Source organism: Pseudomonas sp. QE6 (genome assembly GCF_041379005.1).
Taxonomy (GTDB): domain Bacteria; phylum Pseudomonadota; class Gammaproteobacteria; order Pseudomonadales; family Pseudomonadaceae; genus Pseudomonas.
In genome coordinates this window covers 2,207,719-2,231,378 of sequence record NZ_CP166873.1, presented here as the reverse complement: position 1 = coordinate 2,231,378, position 23,660 = coordinate 2,207,719, and the positions used below count along the sequence as shown (strand labels likewise).

Here is a 23,660-nt window from a genome sequence, read left to right as displayed (position 1 = left end):
CGCCGCCCTATGATCGGGGCAGCTCCTGACAACAAGAACCCAACGGGATATCGCCATGCGCCGCTTTCTGCTTGCCCTGCTGGCCGCCTTCAGCCTGACCGCTGTGGCGGACGACACCTGGAAACCCTTCCCCTACGACCAGAGCGCCTTCGACTACAGCGGCGACAAGCTGCGCGCCGCCTGGCCGAAGCTGACCCGCGGCTTTGGCAACTACCCCTTCCCCGACGCCGACTGGGTAGTGAGCATGGCGACCCGGCATCCCGAAGCCCTGGAGAAGACCGTGGCTGCCGGCACCGGCTTCACCGGCAAGCCGGAGGAAGCGCAGATCTATGCGGAGAAGCTGCAGAACGTGTGGCGCAAGGTGTTCCGCGGCGACTTCGCCCAGGCCAAGAAGGACGGCCTGGCGCTGGGCGTCGGCGGGCAGGTGCCGGGAATGTTCGCCCAGGTGCTCTACGCCATGTTCCTCGCCCCGGAGCAGAACGAGAAACAGCGCCTGCTGGAAGAAGTGATCAGTTACACCGACCAGGCCGGTCCGCTGCTCAATGCCGACCCCATCGCCCAGTTCGGCCGCGCCTATGCCAAGGCGCGCCTGGCCGAGGACCTGCCCGTACCGGTGGTACTCAAGCGTGGCTACACCGGCGACATCCCCAAGGAGCTGGACGCTCTGCTGGCCCAGCAGCCGAACCAGCCGTTCGCCCTGGCGCTGTACGGCGGCTACGAGGCCGGCGTGATCCGCAAGGTCGGCAAACTGGTGGGCAAGATGACCTACGGGGTCAGCGCGGAGAAGATGGAACAGTATTTCGCCCGCTCCTTCCGCGCCGCCGATGACCTGCCGATCGGCCACTACGAATACGCCAATGCGCTGGGCTACGTGTATGGCGGGGACGAGGAACAGAAGGCGCTGGAGCAACTGGAGAAAGCGGTGGCGATCAGGCCGATCAACGCCATGGAAGCGCTGGAAGTGGCCCATGCCCAGCAATTGCTGAAGAAGGCGCAGCAGGAAATGGCGCAGCGCTGATTCTTGATTTGTAGGAGCGAGCTTGCTCGCGAACCGCCCAGCTTCCGAGCTACCGGTGAAATGTTCGCGAGCAAGCTCGCTCCTATGAAAAGCCCAAACAAAAAAGGCTGCCCTCGGGCAGCCTTTTTCGTTCGCCGAACCGTCAGGGACGGTGCGGACGGCTCAGGTATTCGTGGGACTGCATTTCCAGCAGGCGACTCAGGGTGCGCTGGAATTCGAACTCCAGGCGGCCGCCGGCGTACAGGTCCTTCAGCTCCACTTCGGCGGAGAGGATCAGCTTGACGTTGCGGTCGTAGAACTCGTCCACCAGGTTGATGAAGCGGCGGGCCATGTCGTCCTTGGCCACGTTCATCTGCTCGACGTTGGAAATCAGGATCGCGTGGAAGATCTTCGCCAGCTCGATATAGTCGTTCTGGCTGCGCGGGCCGTCGCACAGTTCGCGGAATTCGAACCAGGCCACGTCATCGCAGGTGATGCGCGCGCGGATTTCGCGGTTCTCGATGGTCAGTACGTCGTCGCGGGTGGCGGCGGCACACTCGGGCGTCAGCGCCTTGAAGTCGCGGGTCATGGCCTGCTCGGCCTGCTCGGACAGCGGCCAGTGGTACAGCTCGGCCTGCTCCAGGGCGCGCAGGCGATAGTCCACGCCGCTGTCGACGTTGACCACTTCGGTGTACTGCTTGACCAGGGCGATGGCCGGCAGGAAGCGGGCGCGCTGCAGGCCATCCTTGTAGAGGCCGTCCGGCACGATGTTGGAGGTCGCCACCAGGCTGACGCCGTTCTTGAACAGCTCTTCCAGCAGGGTCGCGAGGATCATCGCGTCGGTAATGTCGGAGACGAAGAATTCGTCGAAGCAGATCACCCGGGCCTCGTCGGCGAAACGCTTGCCGATGATGGTCAGCGGGTTCTTCTCGCCCTTGAGGGTCTTCATTTCCTCGTGGACGCGCTTCATGAAGCGGTGGAAGTGCGTGCGCATCTTCTGCTTGAAGGGCAGCGCTTCGTAGAAGGTATCCACCAGGTAGGTCTTGCCGCGGCCTACACCGCCCCAGAAATACAGGCCCTTCACCGGCTCCTGGGACTTCTTGCCCAGCAGCCTGCCGAACAGACCGGACTTGCCCTTATCGGCCGCGACCAGGTCGTCATAGAGGCGTTGCAGGTGCTTCACGGCATTGGCTTGCGCCGCGTCGTGGAAGAAATCGGGGCGTTTCAGGTCTTCCTGGTAGCGCTGAAGAGGCGTCATGATCGGTAGCAAGGTAACGAAAACGGGGGCGCACACTGTAGCGGCGCCCCCGTTGCTTGGCAATTGGCCGGTAGTCGGACCGGCCTGCCAACCCCTCACTCCTGGGGAGCGAGGGCCTCGCGCAGACGCTGCATGGCGGCATCGCGCTCCGCGTCGGTGTCGAACTCCGGGCTGTAGGCCACGGCTTCACCATCCAGGCGCACGCTGAAGGCGTTCAGCTCGGCGTGCAGGTCCAGCTCCTCGGACTGCAGGCGCTTGGTCACCTGGCCCGCGGCCTTGCCGTCGGCGAAGGCGATGGAGAGCAACAGTTGCTCGCCGGCAGCGTCCAGCAGGCGGAAGCGGAAGCCGTCGTCCTCGCGGAAGCTGACGAAGCGCGCCGCCTTGGCAGCCTTCTTCTTGCCTTCGGCGGCCACCTGCACCTGCTCGCGGAACGAACGCAGGCCGACCGCCTCGCGCAGTTCGCCGAGGAACGGCGTGGCGATGCGGCGGGCCTTGGCGGCGCCGGCCAGGAGGATATCTTCCAGGTCGGCCGGGCGGGTAATCAGCGCGTGGTAGCGCTCGCGAGCCTCGCCCAGCTCATTGTCCAGCAGCTCGAACAGGCGCTGCTTGGCTTCACCCCAGGCCAGGCCGCCGAGCAGGTCGGCGCGGAACGCGGCCTGTTGCTCATGGGAGGAGAACGCCTGGTAGAGGGTGAACAGGTGGGAGTTGTCCGGGTCCTTCGGCTCGCCCGGCGCGCGCGAGTCGGTGACGATGCGCGCCACGGCGTCCTTGAGCTGCCTGGCGGTGCCGAACAGCGGGATGGTGTTGTCGTAGCTCTTGGACATCTTGCGACCGTCCAGGCCCGGCAGGGTCGCCACGTCTTCCTCGATCACCACTTCCGGCAGGGTGAACAGCTCCTTGCCGTTGCCGAACAAATGGTTGAAGCGCTGGCCGATATCGCGGGCCATTTCCACGTGCTGGATCTGGTCGCGGCCGACCGGCACCTTGTGGGCGTTGAACATCAGGATGTCCGCCGCCATCAGCACCGGATAGCTGTACAGGCCCATGGTGACGCCGGCGTCCGGGTCTTCGCCGGCCTCGACGTTCTTGTCCACCGAGGCCTTGTAGGCGTGGGCGCGGTTGAGCAGGCCCTTGGCGCTGACGCAGGTGAGCAGCCAGGTCAGTTCCGGGATTTCGGGAATGTCGGACTGGCGATAGAAGGTCGCCTTTTCAGCATCCAGGCCGCAGGCCAGCCAGGTGGCGGCGATTTCCAGGCGCGAACGCTGGATGCGCGCCGGGTCATCGCACTTGATCAGCGCGTGGTAGTCGGCCAGAAAGTAGAAGGAATCTGCCTGCGGATCGCGGCTGGCGACGATGGCCGGGCGAATGGCGCCGGCGTAGTTGCCCAGGTGCGGAGTACCGGTGGTGGTGATGCCGGTCAGGATACGGGTCGTCATGGGAATCCAGGAATCAACACAAATGAAATGGCGGGCCGGATGGTAACGCGGCTTGGCGGCCTACGCGAGCCGGGCCTGAATCAGGTCCTTGAGCTCGATCAGCTTGCCGTGGAAGAAATGGCTGCACTCGGGCACGCGGATCAGTTCGTGGGGCTTGGCCAGCTCGGCGCTCCAGGCGTAGACGCGTTCGGGCGTGACCACTTCGTCGGCCTCCGGCTGGATCACCGTCAGCGGGCAGCGCTCGGGCAGGTCGACGTCGAAGCGTTCCACTGGCGGCGCCAGCATGAACAGTTGCGCCAGCGCAGCGCCCTCCTCTTCCAGGCGCTCGGCGGCGTTGCCGGCCACGCAGGAGCCGAAGGAGAAGCCCATCAGGGTCAGCGGCAGTCCCGGATACTGCTCGGCCAGCCAGCGCGCGGCAGCCAGCGCATCGTCGATCTCGCCGCGGCCTTCGGCATAAGCGCCGCCGCTCTGACCCACACCACGAAAATTGAAACGCAAGGTGGCGTATCCTGCATCCCGTGCGGCGCGCTGCAGGGTGGCGACCACCTTGTTCTGCATGGTGCCGGCGAACAGCGGATGCGGATGACAGATCAGCGCGGCGCCCTTGGCGTCGGGTGTGGCGAGGTGCAAGGCTTCCAGTTGGCCGTCGGGGCCGTCGAGGAACAGGGGGATTTCGCGGGTGGTCAAACAACAGCTCCGTGACCCCGTGGCGGGTCGTCTCGTCTAGCACAATACCTGCGCAGGCGGCGAAGCTATCGCCACGGTATACAAGCACAGGTGCAAGCCGCTAACGTAAAGCAAAGCCGTCTATAGAGGAAGGATTCGCGTGGAACAGTCCCTCACCACCTGGTTGCTGCCGCTACTCGCTCTGATCGTCGGGGGCGCTATCGGCTTCCTGATCGCCCGCCTGCTCCCCAACGCCGCGCCGAACAAGCTGCAGCGCCAGGTGGATGACATGCAGGATCGCTTCGATAGTTACCAGCGCGAAGTGGTGACCCACTTCAATACCTCCGCCAGCCTGATGAAGAAGCTCACCCAGAGCTATCAGGATGTCCAGGATCACCTGTCCGAGGGCGCCGAGCGCCTGGCCCTGGACGAACAGACCAAGCAGCGCCTGCTGGCCGCCCTGCACGCCGACGAATACCCCGAGCGCCGCGAGCGCCTGACCCCGCCGGCGAACAACGAAGCGCCGCGCGACTACGCGCCCAAGCCCAGCGAAGGGCCGGGTACGCTGGATGAGACGTATGGGCTGAAAGGCAAATACTGAGTCTTTTCTCCCTTAAAAGGCCCCGCATCTGCGGGGCTTTTTTGTTCGAGCTTCATTGCTCCCGTAGGAGCGGACCTTGTCCGCGAAATCTCACAGCCACACCGCATCCCAGAAGGAATACTCCCTTACCGACCTTACCAATCCCGCGCGCAATGGATTGGCCACTACATACCGCGCCACCGACACCAGCTCCTCTTCCCGCCGCAGTACCCGATCATGGAATGCCGATGCCCAGACAGCGTCCTTCCAGTTGCCCTTGCGGCGGACCTCTCGCGCACTGACAGCCTTCATTCGCCCAATCGACTTGGCTAAATCCTCGCCTTCGCCCAGTTGAAGGAGCCAATGGATATGATCAAGCATGAGAACCCAGGCAAGGAGCCTGTTTCGACCCAACACAGAACGTCGAGTAAAAGCTGATGAGGCAACACAAGCTGCCCTGAAGTCTGCAAATAAGGGAGCGCGTTGCTCCGTGGTCGCGGTAACCAGATAGACGCAGCCAGGGATCGACGAACGCCCTTTGCGAAGCGAGCGGTGGCCTGGAATCTCCGAAAAAGCGGGATGAGACATAACCGGACATCCTTGAGTGGGATGGACGGATTTCGCGGACAAGGTCCGCTCCTACGAAAGCGGGCACATCCGTGTCAGATGTCAGGATGGTCGGGAACCAGAAAAGAAAAAGCCCCGCATCTGCGGGGCTTTTTCATCAGCGCTGGGCGATCAGATCGCGCCGCGCTGGCGGAGCAGGTCGAGGACCGCCTTGACGCCCTCTTCCACCGACTGGGTCTGGGTGTCGATCACCAGATCGGCATCCAGCGGCACGTCATAGGGGAAGGACTCGCCCGGGATGTTGTCCTGGCCGGCGGCGTACAAGCCCTGCGGATCGCGCTCGCGGCAGATCTGCGGAGAAGCCTGGACGTAGACGGTGATGAAGCGCTCGGCACCGATCAGCGACTTGGCCTGCTCACGACCTTCGGCGCTCGGCGCAACGAAGGCGCACAGACTGATGAGACCGGCTTCGTTGAACTGCTTGGCCACATGGGCGGTGCGCAGCCAGTTCTCGTTGCGACCGGCGCGATCCTGCGGCAGGCCCTTGTTCAGGTCGTGGCGCAGGTTCTGGCCGTCCAGCACATAGACCGCACGGCCCATGTCGAACAGCTTGCGCTCGACGGCATAGGCCAGGGTGCTCTTGCCGGCGCCGGAGAGGCCGCTGAACAGCACGGTGGCCGGCTGCTGGCCGAAGCGCGCAGCGCGCTCTTCACGAGCGACATGGGCATTGGCGCCGTGGTGCATGGCGGTGCCGTGACCAGCCTGCGGGGCGGCGATGATCATGCCGGCGCCAACGGTGCCGTTGGTCAGGCGGTCGATGACGATGAAGGCACCGGTGGTGCGGTTCTGGCCATAACCGTCCAGCGCGATGGGCGCATCCAGGCTGACCTTCACGCGGGCGATCTCGTTGAGCTTGAGTTCGCTGGCGGCGGTCTCTTCCAGGGTGTTCACGTCCACCTTGTGGCTGATGCTCGGGATGGAACCCGGCACGTAGCTGGTGGCGCGCTTGATGTCGTATTTCTTGCCCGGCAGCATCGGTTCTTCCGCCATCCACACCAGCATGGCGTCGAAGCCATCGGTCACCTGCGGACGGTTGTCGGCATGCACCAGCATGTCGCCACGGGAGACGTCGATCTCGTCTTCCAGGGTCAGGGTGATGGCCTGGCCCGGGCCCGCCTGTTCCAGTTCGCCCTCGAAGGTGACGATGGACTTGACCTTGCTGCCCTTGCCCGATGGCAGGGCCACGACTTCGTCGCCCTTGCGCACGATGCCGCTGGCCAGGGTGCCGGCGAAGCCACGGAAGTTCAGGTTCGGACGGTTGACATACTGCACCGGGAAGCGCATGTCGTCGAGGTTGCGGTCACCAGCGATCTCGACGGACTCGAGGATCTCCATCAGCGACTGGCCGGTGTACCACGGCGAGCGCTCGGACTTGTTAACCACGTTGTCGCCCTTCAGCGCCGACATCGGCACGAAGTGCAGGGAGTTGGTCTGGAGGTTGATCTTGTCGGCGAACTGCAGGTAGTCGGCCTTGATCTGCTCGAAGACGCCCTGGTCGAAGTCCTTCAGGTCCATCTTGTTGACGGCGACGACGATGTGCTTGATGCCCAGCAGCGAGGCGATGAAGCTGTGCCGGCGGGTCTGGGTCTGCACGCCGTAGCGGGCGTCGATCAGGATGATGGCCAGGTCGCAGGTGGACGCGCCGGTGGCCATGTTGCGGGTGTACTGCTCATGGCCGGGGGTATCGGCGATGATGAACTTGCGCTTGGCGGTGCTGAAGTAGCGGTACGCCACGTCGATGGTGATGCCCTGCTCGCGCTCGGCCTGCAGGCCGTCCACCAACAGCGCCAGGTCGACGTCATCGCCGGTGGTGCCGACTTTCTTCGAGTCACGGGTGATGGCCTCGAGGTGGTCCTCGTAGATCATCTTGGAGTCGTGCAGCAGGCGCCCGATCAGGGTGCTCTTGCCGTCGTCGACGTTGCCGCAGGTGAGGAAGCGCAGCAGTTCCTTGCGCTCGTGCTGGGCCAGGTAGGCGAGGATGTCCTCGCTGATCAGATCGGATTGATGCGACATGGTGCGAGAACCTTAGAAGTAGCCCTGACGTTTCTTTTCTTCCATCGAACCGGCCTGGTCATGGTCGATGACCCGGCCCTGGCGTTCGGAAGTTCGCGTCAGCAGCATTTCCTGGATGATTTCCGGCAGCGTGGTGGCGGTGGACTCCACCGCACCGGTCAGCGGGTAGCAGCCCAGGGTGCGGAAACGCACCATCTTCTTCTGGATGCTGGCCTTCTGCTCGGGGGTGAGGTGCTCGAGGATGCGCTCGTCGTCGATCATGATCAGCGCGCCGTTCATCTCGATGACTTCACGCTCTTCGGCGAAGTACAGCGGGACGATCGGGATCTGCTCCAGATAGATGTATTGCCAGATGTCCAGCTCGGTCCAGTTGGACAGCGGGAAGACGCGGATCGACTCGCCCTTCTTCACCTTGCCGTTGTAGACGTTCCACAGCTCCGGACGCTGGTTCTTCGGGTCCCAGCGGTGCTTGCTGTCACGGAAGGAGTAGACGCGCTCCTTGGCGCGGGACTTCTCCTCGTCACGGCGGGCACCACCGAAGGCGGCGTCGAAGCCGTACTTGTCGAGGGCCTGCTTGAGGCCTTCGGTCTTCATGATGTCGGTGTGCTTGGCACTGCCGTGGGTGAAGGGGTTGATGTCCTGCGCCACGCCATCGGGATTGATGTGGGTGATCAGGTCCAGCCCCAGGTCGGCGACCATCTTGTCGCGGAAACGGTACATCTCCTGGAATTTCCAGCGAGTGTCGACGTGCATCACCGGGAACGGCAGCTTGCCAGGGAAGAAGGCCTTGCGCGCGAGATGCAGCATCACCGCGCTGTCCTTGCCGATCGAGTACAGCATCACCGGGTTATCGAACTCGGCGGCGACCTCGCGGATGATGTGGATGCTCTCCGCTTCCAGCTGTTTCAGATGCGTCAGTTTGTCGACCATGGCTACTCACGGAATTGCTTATGGACGGCCTTCGGGCCGTAGACGAGGGCGCACTCTAACACAGCGCAGGGCTCTAACCCGCGCGCCTGTTATACCGAAAAAATATACACATATAGCCGTCCGCGCTCACTACTGGAGCCCGCGGGATTGCCGGCCGGCAAGGTACCCCGGCGCCGTTCCGGCACGCTCGGGAAGACTACGCCGGCACGGCGATCCGGGACTCGACCGAGGCACCGGTTCACCTCACGATCGAACCCCGGCACGCACCGCTGCCGATCATCCGGAAAATGCTTCCTGCAACAGATTGAGAGCCTGTACCTGGCGACTTGCGCTTGCCTGGGAAGCGCTCTGCGCTAGCATAGCGAGCACTTTTTCCTGTCCCAGAAGATTCCCCATGCGCCGCATCGCTCTCGCTCTGCCTTTGCTTGTCCTGATTTCAGCGTGCAGCAGCAAACCCACATCCGCTCCCCAGTCGGCCGCCAAGCCGCAGGCCCCCACCCTGATCAGCCCCAGTGCCCACCCGGCGTTCGGCTCGGTGCAGCCGATCACCCCGCTGCGCGGCGATTACGCCAACAACGCCAATGCCAATCGCTTCATCGACATGATGGTGAGCAAGCACGGCTTCAACCGGCAGGACCTGCATGGCCTGTTTGCCCAGACACAGGAGCTGGACTGGGTAATCCGCCTGATGGACCGCCAGGCGCCGACCTACACGCCGCCCAGCGGGCCGAACGGCGCCTGGCTGCGCTACCGCAAGAAGTTCATCACCCCGGACAACGTGCAGAACGGCGTGCAGTTCTGGAACCAGTACGAAGGCGACCTGATGCGTGCCTATCGCACTTATGGCGTACCGCCGGAAATCATCGTCGGCATCATTGGCGTGGAAACCCGCTGGGGCCGCGTGATGGGCAAGACGCGGATCATCGACGCACTGGCCACCCTGTCCTTCTCCTACCCGCGCCGCGCCGAGTTCTTCAGCGGCGAGCTGGAGCAGTTCCTCCTGCAGGCGCGCAAGGAAGGCGACGACCCGCTGGCATTGCGCGGTTCCTACGCCGGCGCCATGGGCTACGGGCAGTTCATGCCCTCGTCCTTCACCCAGTACGCGGTGGACTTCGACGGCGACGGCCATATCGACCTATGGAACCCGCGCGACGCCATTGGCAGCGTGGCCAACTACTTCAAGCAGCACGGCTGGATCAGCGGTGACCTGGTGGCGGTGCCCGCCAGCGGCCAGGCGCCGTCGCTGGAGAATGGCTTCCAGACCATGTACCCGGTCGCCACCCTTTCCGCCGTCGGTCTGCGCCCGCAGGGCTCGCTCAGCGGCCACCAGCAGGCCAGCCTGCTGCGCCTGGACATGGGGCGTAACTACCAGTACTGGTATGGCCTGCCGAACTTCTACGTGATCACCCGCTACAACCACAGCACGCATTACGCCATGGCGGTGTGGGAGCTGGGCAAGGCCGTGGGCCAGGCGCGCCAACGCTACGCCACGACCCCTTGAGTGCTCCAGCCGAGGCTGGCTGCTGCCGGCCTCAGGCGGGATTCGGGCAATCGATGAACAGATGCTCGACGGCGAAGCGTCTGGCCAGGTAATCCCCAAGGGCCTGCACCCCGTAGCGCTCGGTGGCGTGGTGGCCGGCGGCGATGAAGCTGATGCCGTTTTCCCGCGCGCTGTGTACGGTCTGCTCGGAGACCTCTCCGGTCAGATAGGCATCGACGCCGGCGACAATGGCCTGGTCGATGTAGCCCTGAGCACCGCCGGTGCACCAGGCGATGCGGCGGATCGCCCGCTCGCCTTCCACCAGCAACGGCTCACGCCCCAGCACGTCACGCACATGGATCGCCAGATCGCTGGGCAGCATGGGTTCGGGCAGCGAACCGACCAGCACGATGGAGCGCGGATTGCCCGGCTCCAGCGGTCCCTCGATCTCGAAGCCGAGCTGGCGGCCGAGCTGCACGTTGTTGCCCACCTCGGGGTGCAGGTCCAGTGGCAAGTGATAGGCCAGCAGGCTGATATCGCGGCTCAGGAGGGTCTTCAGACGCCGCTGCTTCATACCGACCACACAGGGATTCTCGCCCTTCCAGAAATAGCCGTGGTGCACCAGCACCACATCGGCGTCGGCCTCCACGGCGGCGTCCAACAGCGCCTGGCTGGCGGTCACACCGGAAACGATGCGGCGCACCTGCGGGCGGCCCTCGACCTGCAGGCCGTTGGGGCAGTAATCCTGGACCTTCGCGGCGTCCAGGTAGCGGTCGGCTTCCTCGACCAGAGTGCTCAGCGCGATAGCCATAGAAATTCCTCCAAACACGGCTCCGGGCGTCTATTTTCTTGGCGCGCCGCCCGTATAATGGCCGCCACCCTATCGGCCATCCCCCGGCCAAGCAACCCCAAGGATTTTCTTCGATGCTGAAGGCCCTGCGTTTCCTCGGCTGGCCCGTGCTGGTTGGCGTCCTGTTGGCGCTGCTGATCATCCAGCATAACCCTCAGTGGGTCGGCCTACCGCAACAGGAAGTGCACCTGCAGCAAGCGCCTCTGCTCAGCCGTCTCCAGCAGGGCCCGGTCAGCTATGCCGACGCCGTGACCCGCTCTTCGCCCGCCGTGGCCAACCTGTACACCACCAAGATGGTCAGCAAGCCGAGCAACTCGATGCTCGACGACCCGCTGTTCCGCCGTTTCTTCGGCGATAACCTGCCACAGCAGAAGCGCATGGAGTCGAGCCTGGGCTCGGCGGTGATCATGAGCCCGGAAGGCTACCTGCTGACCAACAACCATGTGACCGCTGGCGCCGACCAGATCATCGTGGCCCTACGCGACGGCCGCGAAACCATCGCCCACCTGGTCGGCAGCGACCCCGAGACTGACCTCGCGGTGCTGAAGATCGACCTCAAGGACCTGCCCTCGATCATGCTCGGCCGCTCCGACGGCATCCACACGGGCGACGTCTGCCTGGCCATCGGCAACCCCTTCGGCGTCGGCCAGACCGTCACCATGGGCATCATCAGCGCCACCGGCCGCAACCAGTTGGGCCTGAACACCTACGAAGACTTCATCCAGACCGACGCGGCGATCAACCCGGGCAACTCCGGCGGCGCGCTGGTGGACGCCAACGGCAACCTGATCGGCATCAATACCGCGATCTTCTCCAAGTCCGGCGGCTCCCAGGGCATCGGCTTCGCCATTCCGACCAAGCTGGCCCTGGAAGTCATGCAGTCGATCATCGAGCATGGCCAGGTGATCCGCGGCTGGCTCGGCGTGGAAGTACAGCCGCTGACCCCGGAGCTGGCCGAATCCTTCGACCTCAAGGGAAAGGCCGGTATCGTCGTCGCCGGCGTCTACCGCGACGGCCCCGCCGCCAAGGCCGGCCTGCTGCCGGGCGACATCATCCTGAACATCGATGGCGAGGCTGCCAGCGATGGCCGCCGCTCGATGAACCAGGTGGCGCGCACCAAGCCGGGCGAGAATATCCAGATCCAGGTGCTGCGCAATGGCAAGCCGGTAACGCTGAACGCCGAAGTCGGCCTGCGTCCGCCGCCGACGCCCAACGGCGGCTGATCCTTGAATGCAAAACGGCGCCCGAAGGCGCCGTTTTTCTTTACCGCGAAAGACTTACAGCTTCAGGCGCAGCGCATCCAGCAACGCCTGGTTCTGCTCCTCGGTGCCGATGCTGATGCGCAGGAACTGGTTGATCCGCTGCTGCTTGAAGTGACGCACGATCACGCCCTCCTCGCGCAGGGCCGCGGCCAGTTCGGCGCCATCACGCTGCGGGTGGCGGGCGAAGATGAAGTTCGCCGCCGACGGCAGCACCTCGAAGCCCAGGGTATTGAGCTCTGCGACCAGCCTCTCGCGGCTATGGATGACCGCGTTGCAGGTCTGCTCGAAATAGGCCTGGTCCTCGAACGACGCCACCGCGCCGGCCAGCGCCAAGCGGTCCAGCGGGTAGGAGTTGAAGCTGTTCTTCACCCGCTCCAGCGCCTCGATCAGGTCTTCGTGGCCGACCGCGAAGCCGACCCGCAGGCCGGCCAGGGAGCGAGACTTGGACAGGGTCTGCGCCACCAGCAGGTTCGGATAGCGGTTGACCAGGGAGATCGCGGTCTCGCCACCGAAGTCGACATAGGCCTCATCCACCAGCACGACGCTGTCCGGGCTGGCCTGCAGCAGGCGCTCGATGGCCTCCAGCGGCAGCAGGCAACCGGTGGGCGCGTTGGGGTTGGGGAAGATGATGCCGCCGTTCGGGCGTGCATAATCCTCGATGCGGATCTGGAACTGCTCGTCCAACGGCAGCGCTTCGAAGTCGATGCCGTAGAGGCCGCAGTAGACCGGGTAGAAGCTGTAGGTCACGTCGGGGAACAGCAGCGGCTTGCCGTGCTGGAACAGCGCGTGGAAGGCGTGCGCCAGGACCTCGTCCGAACCGTTGCCGACGAACACCTGGGAAGTCTTCACGCCGTGGTACTGGGCGATGGTCTGCTTGAGGCGGTCGGCGTTGGGGTCCGGATACAGGCGCAGCGTGTCGTTCAGCTCGGCCTGGATCGCGGCGACCACCTTCGGCGACGGGCCGTAGGGGTTCTCGTTGGTGTTCAGCTTGACCAGCTTGGCCAGCTTCGGCTGCTCGCCCGGAACGTAGGGCACCAGCTCCTTGACGAAGGGACTCCAGAATTTGCTCATCGGTTACTCACCCTTGTCCAGAATGCGGAATTCGGCGCTGCGCGCGTGGGCGGTCAGGGACTCGCCACGGGCCAGGATCGACGCGGTCTTGCCCAGCTCGGAAGCACCCGGCGCGGAACAGAAGATGATCGACGAGCGCTTCTGGAAGTCGTACACGCCCAGCGGCGAGGAGAAGCGCGCGGTGCCGGAAGTCGGCAACACGTGGTTCGGGCCGGCGCAGTAGTCGCCCAGCGCCTCGGCGGTGTAGCGGCCCATGAAGATGGCGCCGGCATGGCGGATCTTCGGCAGCCAGCTTTCCGGATCGGCCACCGACAGCTCCAGGTGTTCCGGGGCAATGCGGTTGGCGACCTCACAAGCGCGGTCCTGGTCGGCGACCAGGATCAGTGCGCCACGGTTGCTCAGCGAAGTGCGGATGATCTCGGCGCGCTCCATGGTCGGCAGCAGCTTCTCGATGCTGGCGGCGACCTTGTCGAGGAACTCGGCGTCCGGGCTGACCAGGATGGCCTGGGCATCTTCATCGTGCTCGGCCTGGGAGAACAGGTCCATGGCGATCCAGTCCGGATCGGTGCCGCCGTCACAGACCACGAGGATCTCGGACGGACCGGCGATCATGTCGATGCCGACCTGGCCGAACACGTGGCGCTTGGCGGTGGCGACATAGATGTTGCCCGGGCCGACGATCTTGTCCACCTGCGGCACGCTCTCGGTGCCGTAAGCCAGCGCGGCCACGGCCTGGGCGCCACCAATGGTGAAGACGCGGTCGACACCGGCGATGCAGGCGGCGGCCAGGACGATTTCATTGATCTCGCCACGCGGGGTCGGCACCACCATCACCACTTCGGCGACGCCGGCGACCTTTGCCGGAATGGCGTTCATCAGCACGGAAGACGGGTAGGACGCCTTGCCACCCGGTACGTACAGGCCAGCGCGGTCCAGCGGGGTGACCTGCTGGCCGAGCACGGTGCCGTCGGCCTCGGTGTAGCGCCAGGAGTCCTGCTTCTGCTTCTCGTGGTAGCTGCGCACACGGTTGGCGGCAACTTCCAGGGCTTCGCGCTGGGCCGGGGTGATGCGGGTCAGGGCCAGTTCCAGGCGCTCACGCGGCAGGATCAGGTCGGCCATGGACTTGGCGTCGACGCCGTCGAAACGCTGGGTGAACTCCACCACGGCGGCGTCGCCACGGCTGCGCACGTCGGCGATGATGTCCAGCACGCGCTGGTTCACCGCATCGTCGGACACGCTTTCCCAGGAGAGCAGATGGTCCAGATGACGCGCGAAGTCCGGATCGGCGGCGTTGAGACGACGGATGGCGAAGGGTGCGGTCATAGCTGGCCTCTTTAATTGGCATGATCTCGGGCGCCGCAAGACTATCAAGCCTACCGTGCGGGCACCCGAGAAAATTTGGCTATGACACGGATAGGCGGGCGCGGCAGATAGCCGCGCTAGGAATTACGCCCGGTGTCGAGACTCCACTGCTTCACGCAGTGTGTCGATCAGCGCCTGGATGCGAGCATGCTGCATCTTCATCGAGGCCTTGTTCACCACCAGGCGCGAGCTGATGTGCGCGATCAGTTCCTGGGGCTCCAGGCCGTTCGCACGCAGGGTATTACCGGTGTCGACCACGTCGATGATCTTGTCGGCAAGGCCGACCAGCGGTGCCAGCTCCATGGAGCCGTACAGCTTGATCACGTCGACCTGGCGGCCCTGTTCGGCGTAGTAGCGCTTGGCGACATTGACGAACTTGGTGGCCACGCGCAGGCGCCCCTTGGGCTCCGGCGCACCGACCGCGCCGGCGGTCATCAGCTTGCAGTTGGCGATCTTCAGATCCAGCGGCTCGTAAAGGCCCTGGCCACCGTACTCCATGAGCACGTCCTTGCCTGCGACGCCGAGGTCGGCGGCGCCGTGCTCGACATAGGTCGGCACGTCGGTGGCGCGCACGATCAGCAGGCGCACGTCATCGAGGGTGGTGGGGATGATCAGCTTGCGGCTCTTGTCCGGATTCTCGGTCGGCACGATGCCTGCCGCTGCGAGCAGCGGCAGGGTGTCGTCGAGGATGCGGCCCTTGGACAGGGCAATCGTCAGCATGGTCTGGCTCAGCCCTAGCCCGGCACGCGGCGAATCTTCGCCCCGAGCAGTTGCAGTTTCTCTTCGATGCACTCATAGCCACGGTCGATGTGGTAGATGCGGTCGATCATGGTGTCGCCTTCGGCCACCAGGGCGGCGATGACCAGGCTGGCGGACGCGCGCAGGTCGGTCGCCATGACCGGTGCGCCCTTGAGCTGCGGAACGCCGGTGACGATGGCGGTGTTGCCCTCGACCAGGATCTGCGCACCCATGCGGTTCATTTCATAAACGTGCATGAAGCGGTTCTCGAACACGGTCTCGATGACCGCGCCGGTGCCTTCGGCGATGGCGTTCAGGGAGATGAACTGGGCCTGCATGTCGGTCGGGAATGCCGGGTACGGCGCGGTGCGGATGTTCACCGCCTTCGGCCGGTTGCCCTTCATGTCCAGCTCGATCCAGTTGCTGCCGGTGTTGATGTGCGCGCCGGCTTCAACCAGCTTGGCCAGCACGGCCTCGAGGATGGTCGGATCGGTGTCTTTCAGCTTGACGCGACCACCGGTGGCGGCGGCGGCAACCAGGTAGGTGCCGGTCTCGATGCGGTCGGGCATGACGCTGTACTTGGCGCCGCCCAGGCGCTTCACGCCGTTGATGACGATGGTGTCGGTGCCGGCGCCCTGCACGTCACCGCCCATGGCGTTGATGCAGTTGGCCAGGTCGACGACCTCGGGCTCGCGGGCTGCGTTTTCCAGCACGGAACGGCCATTGGCCAGCGCAGCGGCCATCATGATGTTCTCGGTACCGGTCACGCTGACGGTATCGAAGAAGAAGTGCGCGCCACGCAGACCGCCGGCCGGAGCCTTGGCCTTGATGTAGCCGCCTTCGACGGTGATCTGTGCGCCCATGGCTTCCAGGCCACGGATGTGCAGGTCCACCGGACGCGAGCCAATGGCGCAACCGCCGGGCAGCGCGACTTCGGCCTCGCCGAAGCGGGCGACCATCGGGCCGAGCACCAGGATCGACGCACGCATGGTCTTCACCAGCTCGTAGGGCGCCACCAGCGTCTTGATGGTGCTGGCGTCGACTTCGACGTTGAGTTTCTCGTCGATGATCGGCTGCACGCCCATGCGGCCGAACAGCTCGATCATGGTGGTGATGTCGTGCAGGTGCGGCAGGTTGCAGACGGTCACCGGGGTGTCCGCCAGCAGGGTCGCGGCGAGGATCGGCAGCGCGGAGTTCTTGGCGCCGGAGATGCGGATCTCGCCATCGAGACGAGTGCCGCCGGTAATGATCAGTTTATCCATTGCAATGTTTCCCCGTGGGCTCAGGAACGCTCGGCCCAGGCGGCGCGGCTGAAGAATTTCATGGTGACGGCATGGATGGCGCCGGAGGCGATCCACTCGTTCAGGTGGGCATAGATCTGCTGCTGACGTTTTACCGGGCTCAGGCCGGCCAGTTCGTCACTGATCAGGTTCAACTGGAAGTTGCAGCCTTCACCTTCCACTTCAACCTGGGTACCTGGCAGTTTCGATTCCAGGAAGTTTTTGACTTCTACGGCCTGCATGCTCAACCTCGTTCGGCGCCCTACGCGCGCGGGTCGGCCATGATACAAAAAAGCCCCCCGCCTGCGAACCCCGCCAGGGGAAGTCGCGGACAGAGGGCTTTGCTTCGTACGTCAGTGCTGCAGCGGCAGGATCTCCAGGAGACCGCCAACCTTGGCGATTTCCTGCATGTCGTTAGGCATTCCGACGATCTGCAGCGTCTTGCCGGCCTTGCGCGCATCACGGGTGAAGGACAGCAGCAGCGACAAACCGACGCTGCTGGAACGCTCCACTGCCGAGCAGTCCAGGCGCAGGGCGCCGGCCTTGCTCGCGGCGATCAGGCAACCGCCCTGCTCGCGCAGCGCAGGCCCGGTGCTGTAATCCAGCACACCGGCCAGCGCGAGCTCGCCGTCGGCGCGCTGCGTGATGCTGCCTTGGCTCATTGGGCGCCGCCTTCCGGCTTCTGGCCCTTGGCCGCTTCCTGGGCATTGGCAACCACCTGGCCCCAGCCAGCGATGGTCTTCTCCAAGTCATTGCGGTTCTTCTGCATGGAGTCGGCGAACTGGTCGCGGAACAGCTTGCCGATGTTGATGCCGTTGATGATCACGTTACGCAGGCGCCAGTTGCCGCCCTGGTTGACCATGGTGTACTGCACCGGATAGACGGCACCATTGGTACCAACCACTTCCATGTTCACCGACGCGCGATCCTGGTCCTGCTTGCCGGTGTTCAGCACGCGAATGGTCTGGTTGTCGTATTCCAGCAGGGCGTTGCCGTAGAACTGGAACAGGCTGCCCTTGAAGGTCTCCTCGAAGCGCTTGATCTGCTCCGGAGTGGCGCCGCGCGAATACTTGACGGTCATCACGCCCTTGGCGATGCCCTCGGAGTCCACCACCGGACCGAGAATGCGGTTCAGGGTGTCGTAGAACGCCTGGGGATTGGCCTTGTAGTTGGCCTTGTTGGTTTTCAGATCAGTCAGCAGGCTGTCGACGGTCTGCTGTACCACTTGCTGTGCGGTCTGCTCGGCCTGAGCGAACAGCGGCAGCATGGCGAGCACGACCAGAAGGCCACGACGCAAGGTTTTCAACATGGAATGAGTCCTCATTTCTTCGAGTCGTCTTTGTTGACCGAATTCAGCAGGAATTTGCCGATCAGGTCTTCGAGCACCAGGGCGGACTGGGTGTCCTTGATGGTATCGCCGTCCTTGAGCAGCTCTTCGTCGCCGCCGACGCTGATACCGATGTACTTCTCACCCAGGAGACCTGCGGTGAGGATGGATGCGGTGGAGTCGTCCGGCAGGTTGTTCACCTGGCGGTTGATTTCCATGGTCACGCGACCGCGGTAGGTGTCGTGATCCAGGTCGATCGCGGTGACCTTGCCGATGGTCACGCCAGCCATGGTCACCTTGCCACGCACGGTAACGCCGGAAATGTTGTCGAAATAGGCATACAGCCTGTAGGTGTCGCCCGTGTTGCCGATGGTCAGACCGCTGACCCGCAGGGCCAACAGCAGCAGGGCCAGCAGACCGGCCAGAATGAACAGGCCTACACCGATTTCCAGGGTGCGGGTTTGCATCAGAAGTCTCCAAACATCAAAGCGGTCAGGATGAAGTCCAACCCCAGCACGGCCAGGGAGGCATAGACTACGGTGCGCGTCGTTGCGCGACTGATACCTTCCGAGGTGGGCTCGCAGTCATAGCCCTGGAAGACGGCGATCCATGTCACCACGAAGGCGAACACCACGCTCTTGATCACACCATTGAGGATGTCCTTGGTGAACTGCACGCTGTTCTGCATGTTCGACCAGTAGGAGCCGTCGTAAACGCCCAGCCAGTCCACCGCGACCATCGCTCCACCCCAGATGCCGACGACACTGAAGATCGCCGCCAGCAGAGGCATGGAGATGAAGCCGGCCCACAGGCGCGGCGCGATGATGTACTTGAGCGGATCGACGCCAATCATCTCCAGGCTCGACAGTTGTTCCGTGGACTTCATGTTGCCGATTTCGGCGGTCAGCGCCGAACCGGCACGCCCCGCGAACAACAGACCCGTCACCACCGGCCCCAGTTCACGCAACAGGGTCAACGCCACCATCTGGCCAACCGCCTGTTCGGAACCATAGCTCACCAGGATGTTGTAGCCCTGCAGGGCCAGCACCATGCCGATGAACAGCCCGGACACCACGATGATCGCCAGCGACAGCACCCCCACGGAGTACAGCTGCTTGACCAGCAACTGGAAAGCGCCGCTGTGAACGCCACGACCGAAGATCGCGTGCACCAGGAACAGGGTCGAACGGCCGAGCGCCTCGAGGACATCGAGGCCCGCGCGCCCGAGCAGACGAATTCGCTCGAGCTGTGAAGTCTTGCGCATCAGCGTTCTCCCAGCAGATCGACGCGATAATCGCGGGCAGGATAATGGAACGGCACGGGGCCGTCGGGGATACCCTTCATGAACTGGCGCACGCGCGCATCGTCGAGCTGCTGCAACTGATCCGGCGTACCGTGCCCCAGCACGCGGCCGTCGCCGACGATATAGATGTAGTCGGCGATGCTGGCGGTCTCCGCCAGGTCGTGCGACACGACGATGCTGGTGATACCCAGCGCATCGTTGAGCAGGCGGATCAGGCGCACCAGAACGCCCATGGCGATCGGGTCCTGGCCCACGAAAGGCTCGTCGTACATGAGGATCTGCGGGTCCAGCGCGATCGCCCGCGCCAGCGCCACCCGGCGCTTCATGCCGCCGGACAGCTCGTCCGGCATCAGCTCCACCGCCCCGCGCAGGCCCACGGCCTGCAACTTCATCAGGACGATGTCACGGATCATCTCGTCGGGAAGCTGGGTATGCACCCGCAGCGGGAAGGCGACGTTCTCGAAGACATCCAGGTCGGTGAACAACGCACCGCTCTGGAACAGCACGCCGAACTGCTTGCGCATGTCGAACAGGTCGCTGCGCCCCAGCGTGGGGAGATTCTGGCCGTTGACCCACACTTCACCCTTCGACGGACGCAACTGGGCGGCAATCAGCCGCAACAAGGTGGTCTTGCCGCAACCCGAGGGGCCCATGATCCCGGTGACCTTGCCGCGCGGGATGCGGATGTCCACGTTATCGAAAATCGCACGCTGGCCGCGCCTGAAGGTCAGCCCCTTCAACTCGACAGCGTATTGGTCGTTCGTGCTCATAGAACTCCTTGCATCACGGCACTGTCCCTCTGGCCACCCCCACGACGAGAGCACGGCCCGGCGTGACAGGCCGAACGGCCGCGAACTATAGCACTCCGGCAAGCCACGCCCCAAGGCCTGCACAGGGGGTCGTTAAGGCAATGTTCAGCAAAATACGCTCACATTAAGAATGTGTGTAATGAGCGTTTGGCACTTTCCCGTTATAATCTCGCCCTTCATTTCGCCCCACGCCTTTCGAACATGAGCCAGAAACACGATTTCATCCACTCGGCGCAACGCACCATCCGTCTTGAGCGCGACGCCGTGGACTCACTGCTGGCGCGCATCGGCGCGAACTTCACCCAGGCCTGCGAGCTGCTGCTGGCCTGCACCGGTCGCGTGGTAGTGGTCGGCATGGGCAAGTCCGGGCACGTCGGCAACAAGATCGCCGCCACCCTGGCGAGCACCGGCACGCCGGCATTCTTCGTGCACCCCGCCGAAGCCAGCCATGGCGACATGGGCATGATCACCCGTGACGACGTGGTCATCGCCCTGTCCAACTCCGGCTCGACCGCTGAAATCGTCACCCTGCTGCCCCTGATCAAACGCCTGGGCATCACCCTGATCAGCATGACTGGCAATCCCGAGTCGCCGCTGGCCAAGGCCGCGGTGGTCAACCTGGACGCCAGCGTCGAGCAGGAGGCCTGCCCGCTGAACCTCGCCCCCACCTCGTCGACCACGGTGTCGCTGGTGCTCGGCGACGCCCTGGCCATCGCCCTGCTGGAGGCCCGCGGCTTCACCGCCGAGGACTTCGCCTTCTCGCACCCCGGTGGTGCGCTGGGCCGCCGCCTGCTGCTCAAGGTCGAGAACGTGATGCACGTCGGCGAGGAACTGCCTCAGGTACTGCTGGGCACCTCGCTCAGCGGCGCGCTGCTGGAAATGACCCGCAAGGGCCTGGGCATGACCGTGGTCCTCAACGACGCGGGCACGCTGGCCGGCATTTTCACCGACGGCGACCTGCGCCGCACCCTGGACAAGGGGCTGGACGTGCATCAGGTGAACATCGACCAGGTCATGACCGTCCACGGCAAGACCGCGCGCCCCGACATGCTCGCCGCCGAAGCCCTGAAGATCATGGATGACCACAAGATCAGCGTCCTCGTCGTGGTCGATGACGAGGACCGTCCGGTGGGCGTCCTGCATATCCACGACCTGACCCGCGCGGGAGTGATCTGAATGAGCGCCGACCTGCTGCAGCGCGCCAAGGCCGTTCGCCTGGCGGTCTTCGACGTCGACGGCGTGCTGACCGACGGCAAGCTCTACTTCCTGCCCGACGGCGGCGAGTTCAAGACCTTCAACACCCTGGACGGCCACGGCATCAAGATGCTGATGGCCTCCGGCGTGCGCACCGCGATCATCACCGGCCGCTCGAGCCCGGTGGTCGAGCGCCGGGCGAAGAACCTGGGCATCACCCATCTGTTCCAGGGCCGCGAAGACAAGCTGGTCGCCCTCGACGAACTGCTCGCCGAACTCGGTCTAGGCTATGAGGAAGTCGCCTACCTGGGTGACGACCTGCCCGACCTGCCCGCCATTCGCCGCGCCGGCCTGGGCATGGCAGTGGCCAGCGCCGACCCGTTCGTCCGCCAGCACGCCGACGGTGTCACCCAGGCACGTGGCGGCGAAGGTGCGGCCCGCGAATTCTGCGAGCTGATCCTGCGCGCCCAGGGCAATCTCGAAGCTGCCCAGAACGCGTACCTCTAGAGCCGAACATGCCCAAGACACTCCGCCAGAAGCTGTTGCTCGCCCTGATCGCCGTCCTGCTGATTGCACTCGGCTATTACTGGAACGTCCGCCTGGACTTCAACGAACGCCAGTTCAAGTCGCAGACCAACGACGCCATCGATTTCTACGCGGTCAACGCCCACAGCGTGCAGTACCGCGTCGACGGTACGCTCGCCTACGAGATGACCGCAGACAAATTGGAACACCTGAAAGCGACCGACGTGACCATGGTCACCACGCCGGACCTGTACTTCTACCGCGTACAGGAACCGCAGCCGTGGCATGTCCAGAGCGTTCGCGCCGAAGTCGGCCCCGAGGGCAAGCAGGTCGAGCTGATCGACGACGTGCGCGTGGCGCGTACCGATGCGCAACAGCGCACGCTGCTGCTCAACACGAGCCGGATGACGGTGTTCCCGGACAAGGACTATGCGCAGACTGACCAACCCGTGAAAATCACCGAACCCAACGGTGTGACCACGGCCGTTGGAATGAAAGCGTATCTGAAAGACAGCCGGATGCTCCTGCTGTCCAACGTAAGAGGTCAGCATGAGGCTCGTTAACACCCTCCCCCTTCTCCTCAGCCTCGCCGCCGCCATCGGCAGCTCCGCCGCATGGGCCCTTCCCACCGACCGGGAACAGCCCATCCGCGTCCAGGCCGACAGCGCCGAACTGGACGACAAGCAAGGCGTTGCCGTCTACCGCGGCGACGTGGTGGTGACCCAGGGCAGCATGAAGCTGACCGGCAACACCGTCACGCTCAAGCAGAATAAGAATGGCGATATCGAGGTAGTGACCTCGGTGGGCAAACCCGCCTACTTCGAGCAGAAGCCTTCGCCCGAGAAAGAGATCACCAAGGCCTACGGCCTGACGATCCAGTATTTCGTCACCCAGAACCGTGTCGTGCTGATCGACCAGGCCAAGGTGATCCAGGAAGGCAACACCTTCGAAGGCGAGAAGATCGTCTATGACACCCAGCGCCAGATCGTCAACGCAGGTCGCGCCACCGGCGCCCAGGTGACCACGCCGCGCCCGCGTATCGACATGGTCATCCAGCCCAAGAAAAAGCAGGATCAAGCGCAGTAATGGCTACGCTCACCGCCCAGCACCTCGCCAAGAGCTACAAAAGCCGGCAAGTGGTCCGCGATGTCAGCATGAGCATCGACAGCGGACAGATCGTCGGCCTGCTCGGCCCCAACGGAGCGGGCAAGACCACCTGCTTCTACATGATCGTCGGCCTGGTCCGCGCCGACCAGGGTGTGGTCCGCATCGACAACCAGGACGTGACCCACCTGCCCATGCACGGCCGCGCCCGCGCCGGTATCGGCTACCTGCCGCAGGAAGCCTCGATCTTCCGCAAGCTGTCGGTGGCCGACAACATCAGCGCGATCCTCGAAACCCGCAGCGACCTGGATCGCAGTGGCCGCCAGGAAGCCCTGGAGGGCCTGCTCGAGGAATTCCACATCCACCACATCCGCGACAACCTCGGCATGAGCCTGTCCGGCGGCGAGCGGCGTCGCGTGGAAATCGCCCGCGCCCTGGCCAGCTCGCCGAAGTTCATCCTGCTGGATGAACCCTTCGCCGGCGTCGACCCGATCTCCGTCGGCGACATCAAGCAGATCATCCATCACCTCAAGGCCAAGGGTATCGGCGTGCTGATCACCGACCACAACGTCCGCGAGACGCTGGATATCTGCGAAACCGCCTATATCGTCAACGACGGTCAACTGATCGCCGAAGGCAGCGCCGAGACCATCCTCGCCAACGATCTGGTGAAGGAAGTCTACCTGGGTCACGAGTTCCGCCTCTGACCCAGCGGCCGCCCGCCAGGCGGCGCCTCGCCTCCCCCGCTGACGGCCCGGACTGCATCCGGCGCCGCGCGTCGGGTCGCCTCGAAACTGCCCGATAATCAGGTTGTAACGAAAGGTCGACAGACCCTAGGCAAAGCGTCC

26 protein-coding genes are annotated in these 23,660 nt (G+C 64.2%); 9 read left to right on the top strand and 17 right to left on the bottom strand.

Translation table 11 applies throughout. The annotated features are described in order from the left end of the window. Positions 1–55: 55 nt before the first annotated feature. Positions 56–1,018 (top strand): hypothetical protein, encoded by a 963-nt coding sequence (locus ACAW63_RS10235; RefSeq protein WP_371233429.1) that lies wholly within the window; start codon positions 56–58, stop codon positions 1,016–1,018. 142 nt (positions 1,019–1,160) lie between these two features. On the opposite strand, the gene zapE is transcribed toward ACAW63_RS10235, so the two are convergent. The 3 genes from zapE to ACAW63_RS10220 all read right to left on the bottom strand — a co-directional run bounded on the left by zapE (position 1,161) and on the right by ACAW63_RS10220 (position 4,378). Then, positions 1,161–2,255 (bottom strand): cell division protein ZapE, encoded by a 1,095-nt coding sequence (gene zapE, locus ACAW63_RS10230; RefSeq protein ID WP_371233428.1) that lies wholly within the window; start codon positions 2,253–2,255, stop codon positions 1,161–1,163. A gap of 95 nt (positions 2,256–2,350) precedes the next feature. Further along, positions 2,351–3,691, bottom strand: a complete 1,341-nt coding sequence (locus ACAW63_RS10225; protein ID WP_371233426.1) for a tryptophan--tRNA ligase — start codon at positions 3,689–3,691, stop codon at positions 2,351–2,353. A 60-nt stretch (positions 3,692–3,751) separates the two neighbouring features. Next, positions 3,752–4,378, bottom strand: a complete 627-nt coding sequence (locus ACAW63_RS10220; RefSeq protein ID WP_371233424.1) for an alpha/beta hydrolase — start codon at positions 4,376–4,378, stop codon at positions 3,752–3,754. A 139-nt stretch (positions 4,379–4,517) separates the two neighbouring features. Between ACAW63_RS10220 and ACAW63_RS10215 the strand changes: the two genes are divergently transcribed. Beyond that, positions 4,518–4,958 (top strand): YhcB family protein, encoded by a 441-nt coding sequence (locus ACAW63_RS10215; protein WP_207883698.1) that lies wholly within the window; start codon positions 4,518–4,520, stop codon positions 4,956–4,958. Positions 4,959–5,048: 90 nt separating this feature from the next. On the opposite strand, the gene ACAW63_RS10210 is transcribed toward ACAW63_RS10215, so the two are convergent. The 3 genes from ACAW63_RS10210 to cysD form a co-directional block, all read right to left on the bottom strand. Beyond that, on the bottom strand, positions 5,049–5,525 hold the full coding sequence (locus ACAW63_RS10210; protein ID WP_371233423.1) for a transposase: 477 nt from the start codon (positions 5,523–5,525) through the stop codon (positions 5,049–5,051). Positions 5,526–5,675: 150 nt separating this feature from the next. Beyond that, entirely contained in the window at positions 5,676–7,577 is a 1,902-nt protein-coding gene (cysN, locus tag ACAW63_RS10205; RefSeq protein WP_371233421.1) for a sulfate adenylyltransferase subunit CysN, read from the bottom strand. 12 nt (positions 7,578–7,589) lie between these two features. Next, positions 7,590–8,507, bottom strand: a complete 918-nt coding sequence (cysD, locus tag ACAW63_RS10200; protein WP_371233419.1) for a sulfate adenylyltransferase subunit CysD — start codon at positions 8,505–8,507, stop codon at positions 7,590–7,592. 394 nt (positions 8,508–8,901) lie between these two features. On the opposite strand from cysD, the gene mltB reads away from it, so the two are divergent. Then, positions 8,902–10,008, top strand: a complete 1,107-nt coding sequence (gene mltB, locus ACAW63_RS10195; protein ID WP_371233418.1) for a lytic murein transglycosylase B — start codon at positions 8,902–8,904, stop codon at positions 10,006–10,008. 31 nt (positions 10,009–10,039) lie between these two features. Here mltB and ACAW63_RS10190 read toward each other — a convergent pair whose 3' ends face one another. Beyond that, complete coding sequence (locus ACAW63_RS10190) at positions 10,040–10,798, bottom strand: Nif3-like dinuclear metal center hexameric protein (RefSeq protein ID WP_371233416.1); 759 nt, start codon at positions 10,796–10,798, stop codon at positions 10,040–10,042. Between the two features lie 113 nt (positions 10,799–10,911). Here ACAW63_RS10190 and algW point away from each other — a divergent pair, with 113 nt between their 5' ends. Beyond that, positions 10,912–12,060: a Do family serine endopeptidase AlgW gene (gene algW, locus ACAW63_RS10185; protein ID WP_371233415.1), complete on the top strand. Its 1,149-nt coding sequence runs from the start codon at positions 10,912–10,914 to the stop codon at positions 12,058–12,060. A gap of 54 nt (positions 12,061–12,114) precedes the next feature. On the opposite strand, the gene hisC is transcribed toward algW, so the two are convergent. The 10 genes from hisC to ACAW63_RS10135 all read right to left on the bottom strand — a co-directional run bounded on the left by hisC (position 12,115) and on the right by ACAW63_RS10135 (position 19,950). Next, entirely contained in the window at positions 12,115–13,170 is a 1,056-nt protein-coding gene (gene hisC / locus ACAW63_RS10180) for a histidinol-phosphate transaminase (protein ID WP_371233414.1), read from the bottom strand. Between the two features lie 3 nt (positions 13,171–13,173). Further along, positions 13,174–14,493 carry a histidinol dehydrogenase gene (hisD, locus tag ACAW63_RS10175; RefSeq protein ID WP_371233413.1) on the bottom strand — a complete coding sequence of 440 codons (1,320 nt, stop codon included), beginning with the start codon at positions 14,491–14,493 and terminating at the stop codon, positions 13,174–13,176. A gap of 123 nt (positions 14,494–14,616) precedes the next feature. Next, entirely contained in the window at positions 14,617–15,252 is a 636-nt protein-coding gene (gene hisG, locus ACAW63_RS10170) for an ATP phosphoribosyltransferase (RefSeq protein ID WP_017518137.1), read from the bottom strand. Between the two features lie 14 nt (positions 15,253–15,266). Then, positions 15,267–16,532 carry a UDP-N-acetylglucosamine 1-carboxyvinyltransferase gene (gene murA / locus ACAW63_RS10165; RefSeq protein WP_275610363.1) on the bottom strand — a complete coding sequence of 422 codons (1,266 nt, stop codon included), beginning with the start codon at positions 16,530–16,532 and terminating at the stop codon, positions 15,267–15,269. A 20-nt stretch (positions 16,533–16,552) separates the two neighbouring features. After that, positions 16,553–16,792 (bottom strand): BolA family protein, encoded by a 240-nt coding sequence (locus ACAW63_RS10160; RefSeq protein WP_015475839.1) that lies wholly within the window; start codon positions 16,790–16,792, stop codon positions 16,553–16,555. A gap of 111 nt (positions 16,793–16,903) precedes the next feature. Beyond that, complete coding sequence (locus tag ACAW63_RS10155) at positions 16,904–17,212, bottom strand: lipid asymmetry maintenance protein MlaB (protein WP_275610361.1); 309 nt, start codon at positions 17,210–17,212, stop codon at positions 16,904–16,906. Next, positions 17,209–17,859: an ABC transporter substrate-binding protein gene (locus tag ACAW63_RS10150; protein ID WP_371233411.1), complete on the bottom strand. Its 651-nt coding sequence runs from the start codon at positions 17,857–17,859 to the stop codon at positions 17,209–17,211. Before ACAW63_RS10150 ends, ACAW63_RS10155 begins: the two co-directional genes overlap by 4 nt. Before the next feature lie 11 nt (positions 17,860–17,870). Continuing rightward, complete coding sequence (gene mlaD, locus ACAW63_RS10145; RefSeq protein ID WP_275610359.1) at positions 17,871–18,344, bottom strand: outer membrane lipid asymmetry maintenance protein MlaD; 474 nt, start codon at positions 18,342–18,344, stop codon at positions 17,871–17,873. After that, on the bottom strand, positions 18,344–19,141 hold the full coding sequence (gene mlaE / locus ACAW63_RS10140; protein WP_371233409.1) for a lipid asymmetry maintenance ABC transporter permease subunit MlaE: 798 nt from the start codon (positions 19,139–19,141) through the stop codon (positions 18,344–18,346). Before mlaE ends, mlaD begins: the two co-directional genes overlap by 1 nt. After that, on the bottom strand, positions 19,141–19,950 hold the full coding sequence (locus ACAW63_RS10135; RefSeq protein ID WP_371233407.1) for an ATP-binding cassette domain-containing protein: 810 nt from the start codon (positions 19,948–19,950) through the stop codon (positions 19,141–19,143). The genes mlaE and ACAW63_RS10135 overlap by 1 nt, the downstream gene beginning before the upstream one ends. A gap of 240 nt (positions 19,951–20,190) precedes the next feature. On the opposite strand from ACAW63_RS10135, the gene ACAW63_RS10130 reads away from it, so the two are divergent. Genes ACAW63_RS10130 through lptB form a run of 5 tightly spaced genes read left to right on the top strand, consistent with a single transcriptional unit; the run spans position 20,191 to position 23,519 of the window. Then, positions 20,191–21,165, top strand: coding sequence for a KpsF/GutQ family sugar-phosphate isomerase (locus ACAW63_RS10130; RefSeq protein ID WP_371233406.1), 975 nt, complete (start codon positions 20,191–20,193; stop codon positions 21,163–21,165). Then, positions 21,166–21,690 carry an HAD family hydrolase gene (locus tag ACAW63_RS10125; RefSeq protein ID WP_275610355.1) on the top strand — a complete coding sequence of 175 codons (525 nt, stop codon included), beginning with the start codon at positions 21,166–21,168 and terminating at the stop codon, positions 21,688–21,690. 8 nt (positions 21,691–21,698) lie between these two features. Beyond that, entirely contained in the window at positions 21,699–22,271 is a 573-nt protein-coding gene (gene lptC, locus ACAW63_RS10120) for an LPS export ABC transporter periplasmic protein LptC (protein ID WP_275610354.1), read from the top strand. After that, complete coding sequence (gene lptA / locus ACAW63_RS10115) at positions 22,258–22,794, top strand: lipopolysaccharide transport periplasmic protein LptA (RefSeq protein ID WP_275610353.1); 537 nt, start codon at positions 22,258–22,260, stop codon at positions 22,792–22,794. Before lptC ends, lptA begins: the two co-directional genes overlap by 14 nt. Further along, positions 22,794–23,519 (top strand): LPS export ABC transporter ATP-binding protein, encoded by a 726-nt coding sequence (gene lptB / locus ACAW63_RS10110; RefSeq protein ID WP_275610352.1) that lies wholly within the window; start codon positions 22,794–22,796, stop codon positions 23,517–23,519. Before lptA ends, lptB begins: the two co-directional genes overlap by 1 nt. The last annotated feature ends 141 nt before the right edge of the window (positions 23,520–23,660 follow it).

Excerpts from the sequence above, each read along its gene's own strand:
- lptB (WP_275610352.1), top strand. The coding sequence starts at position 22,794 with ATGGCTACGCTCACCGCCCAGCACCTCGCCAAGAGCTACAAAAGCCGG.
- hisC (WP_371233414.1), bottom strand. The coding sequence starts at position 13,170 with ATGAGCAAATTCTGGAGTCCCTTCGTCAAGGAGCTGGTGCCCTACGTT.
- ACAW63_RS10190 (WP_371233416.1), bottom strand. The coding sequence starts at position 10,798 with ATGGCTATCGCGCTGAGCACTCTGGTCGAGGAAGCCGACCGCTACCTG.
- lptA (WP_275610353.1), top strand. The coding sequence starts at position 22,258 with ATGAGGCTCGTTAACACCCTCCCCCTTCTCCTCAGCCTCGCCGCCGCC.
- ACAW63_RS10130 (WP_371233406.1), top strand. The coding sequence starts at position 20,191 with ATGAGCCAGAAACACGATTTCATCCACTCGGCGCAACGCACCATCCGT.
- ACAW63_RS10225 (WP_371233426.1), bottom strand. The coding sequence starts at position 3,691 with ATGACGACCCGTATCCTGACCGGCATCACCACCACCGGTACTCCGCAC.
- hisD (WP_371233413.1), bottom strand. The coding sequence starts at position 14,493 with ATGACCGCACCCTTCGCCATCCGTCGTCTCAACGCCGCCGATCCGGAC.
- mlaD (WP_275610359.1), bottom strand. The coding sequence starts at position 18,344 with ATGCAAACCCGCACCCTGGAAATCGGTGTAGGCCTGTTCATTCTGGCC.
- ACAW63_RS10160 (WP_015475839.1), bottom strand. The coding sequence starts at position 16,792 with ATGCAGGCCGTAGAAGTCAAAAACTTCCTGGAATCGAAACTGCCAGGT.
- ACAW63_RS10125 (WP_275610355.1), top strand. The coding sequence starts at position 21,166 with ATGAGCGCCGACCTGCTGCAGCGCGCCAAGGCCGTTCGCCTGGCGGTC.
- ACAW63_RS10235 (WP_371233429.1), top strand. The coding sequence starts at position 56 with ATGCGCCGCTTTCTGCTTGCCCTGCTGGCCGCCTTCAGCCTGACCGCT.
- cysD (WP_371233419.1), bottom strand. The coding sequence starts at position 8,507 with ATGGTCGACAAACTGACGCATCTGAAACAGCTGGAAGCGGAGAGCATC.
- hisG (WP_017518137.1), bottom strand. The coding sequence starts at position 15,252 with ATGCTGACGATTGCCCTGTCCAAGGGCCGCATCCTCGACGACACCCTG.
- ACAW63_RS10155 (WP_275610361.1), bottom strand. The coding sequence starts at position 17,212 with ATGAGCCAAGGCAGCATCACGCAGCGCGCCGACGGCGAGCTCGCGCTG.
- zapE (WP_371233428.1), bottom strand. The coding sequence starts at position 2,255 with ATGACGCCTCTTCAGCGCTACCAGGAAGACCTGAAACGCCCCGATTTC.
- ACAW63_RS10135 (WP_371233407.1), bottom strand. The coding sequence starts at position 19,950 with ATGAGCACGAACGACCAATACGCTGTCGAGTTGAAGGGGCTGACCTTC.
- lptC (WP_275610354.1), top strand. The coding sequence starts at position 21,699 with ATGCCCAAGACACTCCGCCAGAAGCTGTTGCTCGCCCTGATCGCCGTC.
- ACAW63_RS10150 (WP_371233411.1), bottom strand. The coding sequence starts at position 17,859 with ATGTTGAAAACCTTGCGTCGTGGCCTTCTGGTCGTGCTCGCCATGCTG.
- murA (WP_275610363.1), bottom strand. The coding sequence starts at position 16,532 with ATGGATAAACTGATCATTACCGGCGGCACTCGTCTCGATGGCGAGATC.
- algW (WP_371233415.1), top strand. The coding sequence starts at position 10,912 with ATGCTGAAGGCCCTGCGTTTCCTCGGCTGGCCCGTGCTGGTTGGCGTC.
- cysN (WP_371233421.1), bottom strand. The coding sequence starts at position 7,577 with ATGTCGCATCAATCCGATCTGATCAGCGAGGACATCCTCGCCTACCTG.
- ACAW63_RS10210 (WP_371233423.1), bottom strand. The coding sequence starts at position 5,525 with ATGTCTCATCCCGCTTTTTCGGAGATTCCAGGCCACCGCTCGCTTCGC.
- mlaE (WP_371233409.1), bottom strand. The coding sequence starts at position 19,141 with ATGCGCAAGACTTCACAGCTCGAGCGAATTCGTCTGCTCGGGCGCGCG.
- mltB (WP_371233418.1), top strand. The coding sequence starts at position 8,902 with ATGCGCCGCATCGCTCTCGCTCTGCCTTTGCTTGTCCTGATTTCAGCG.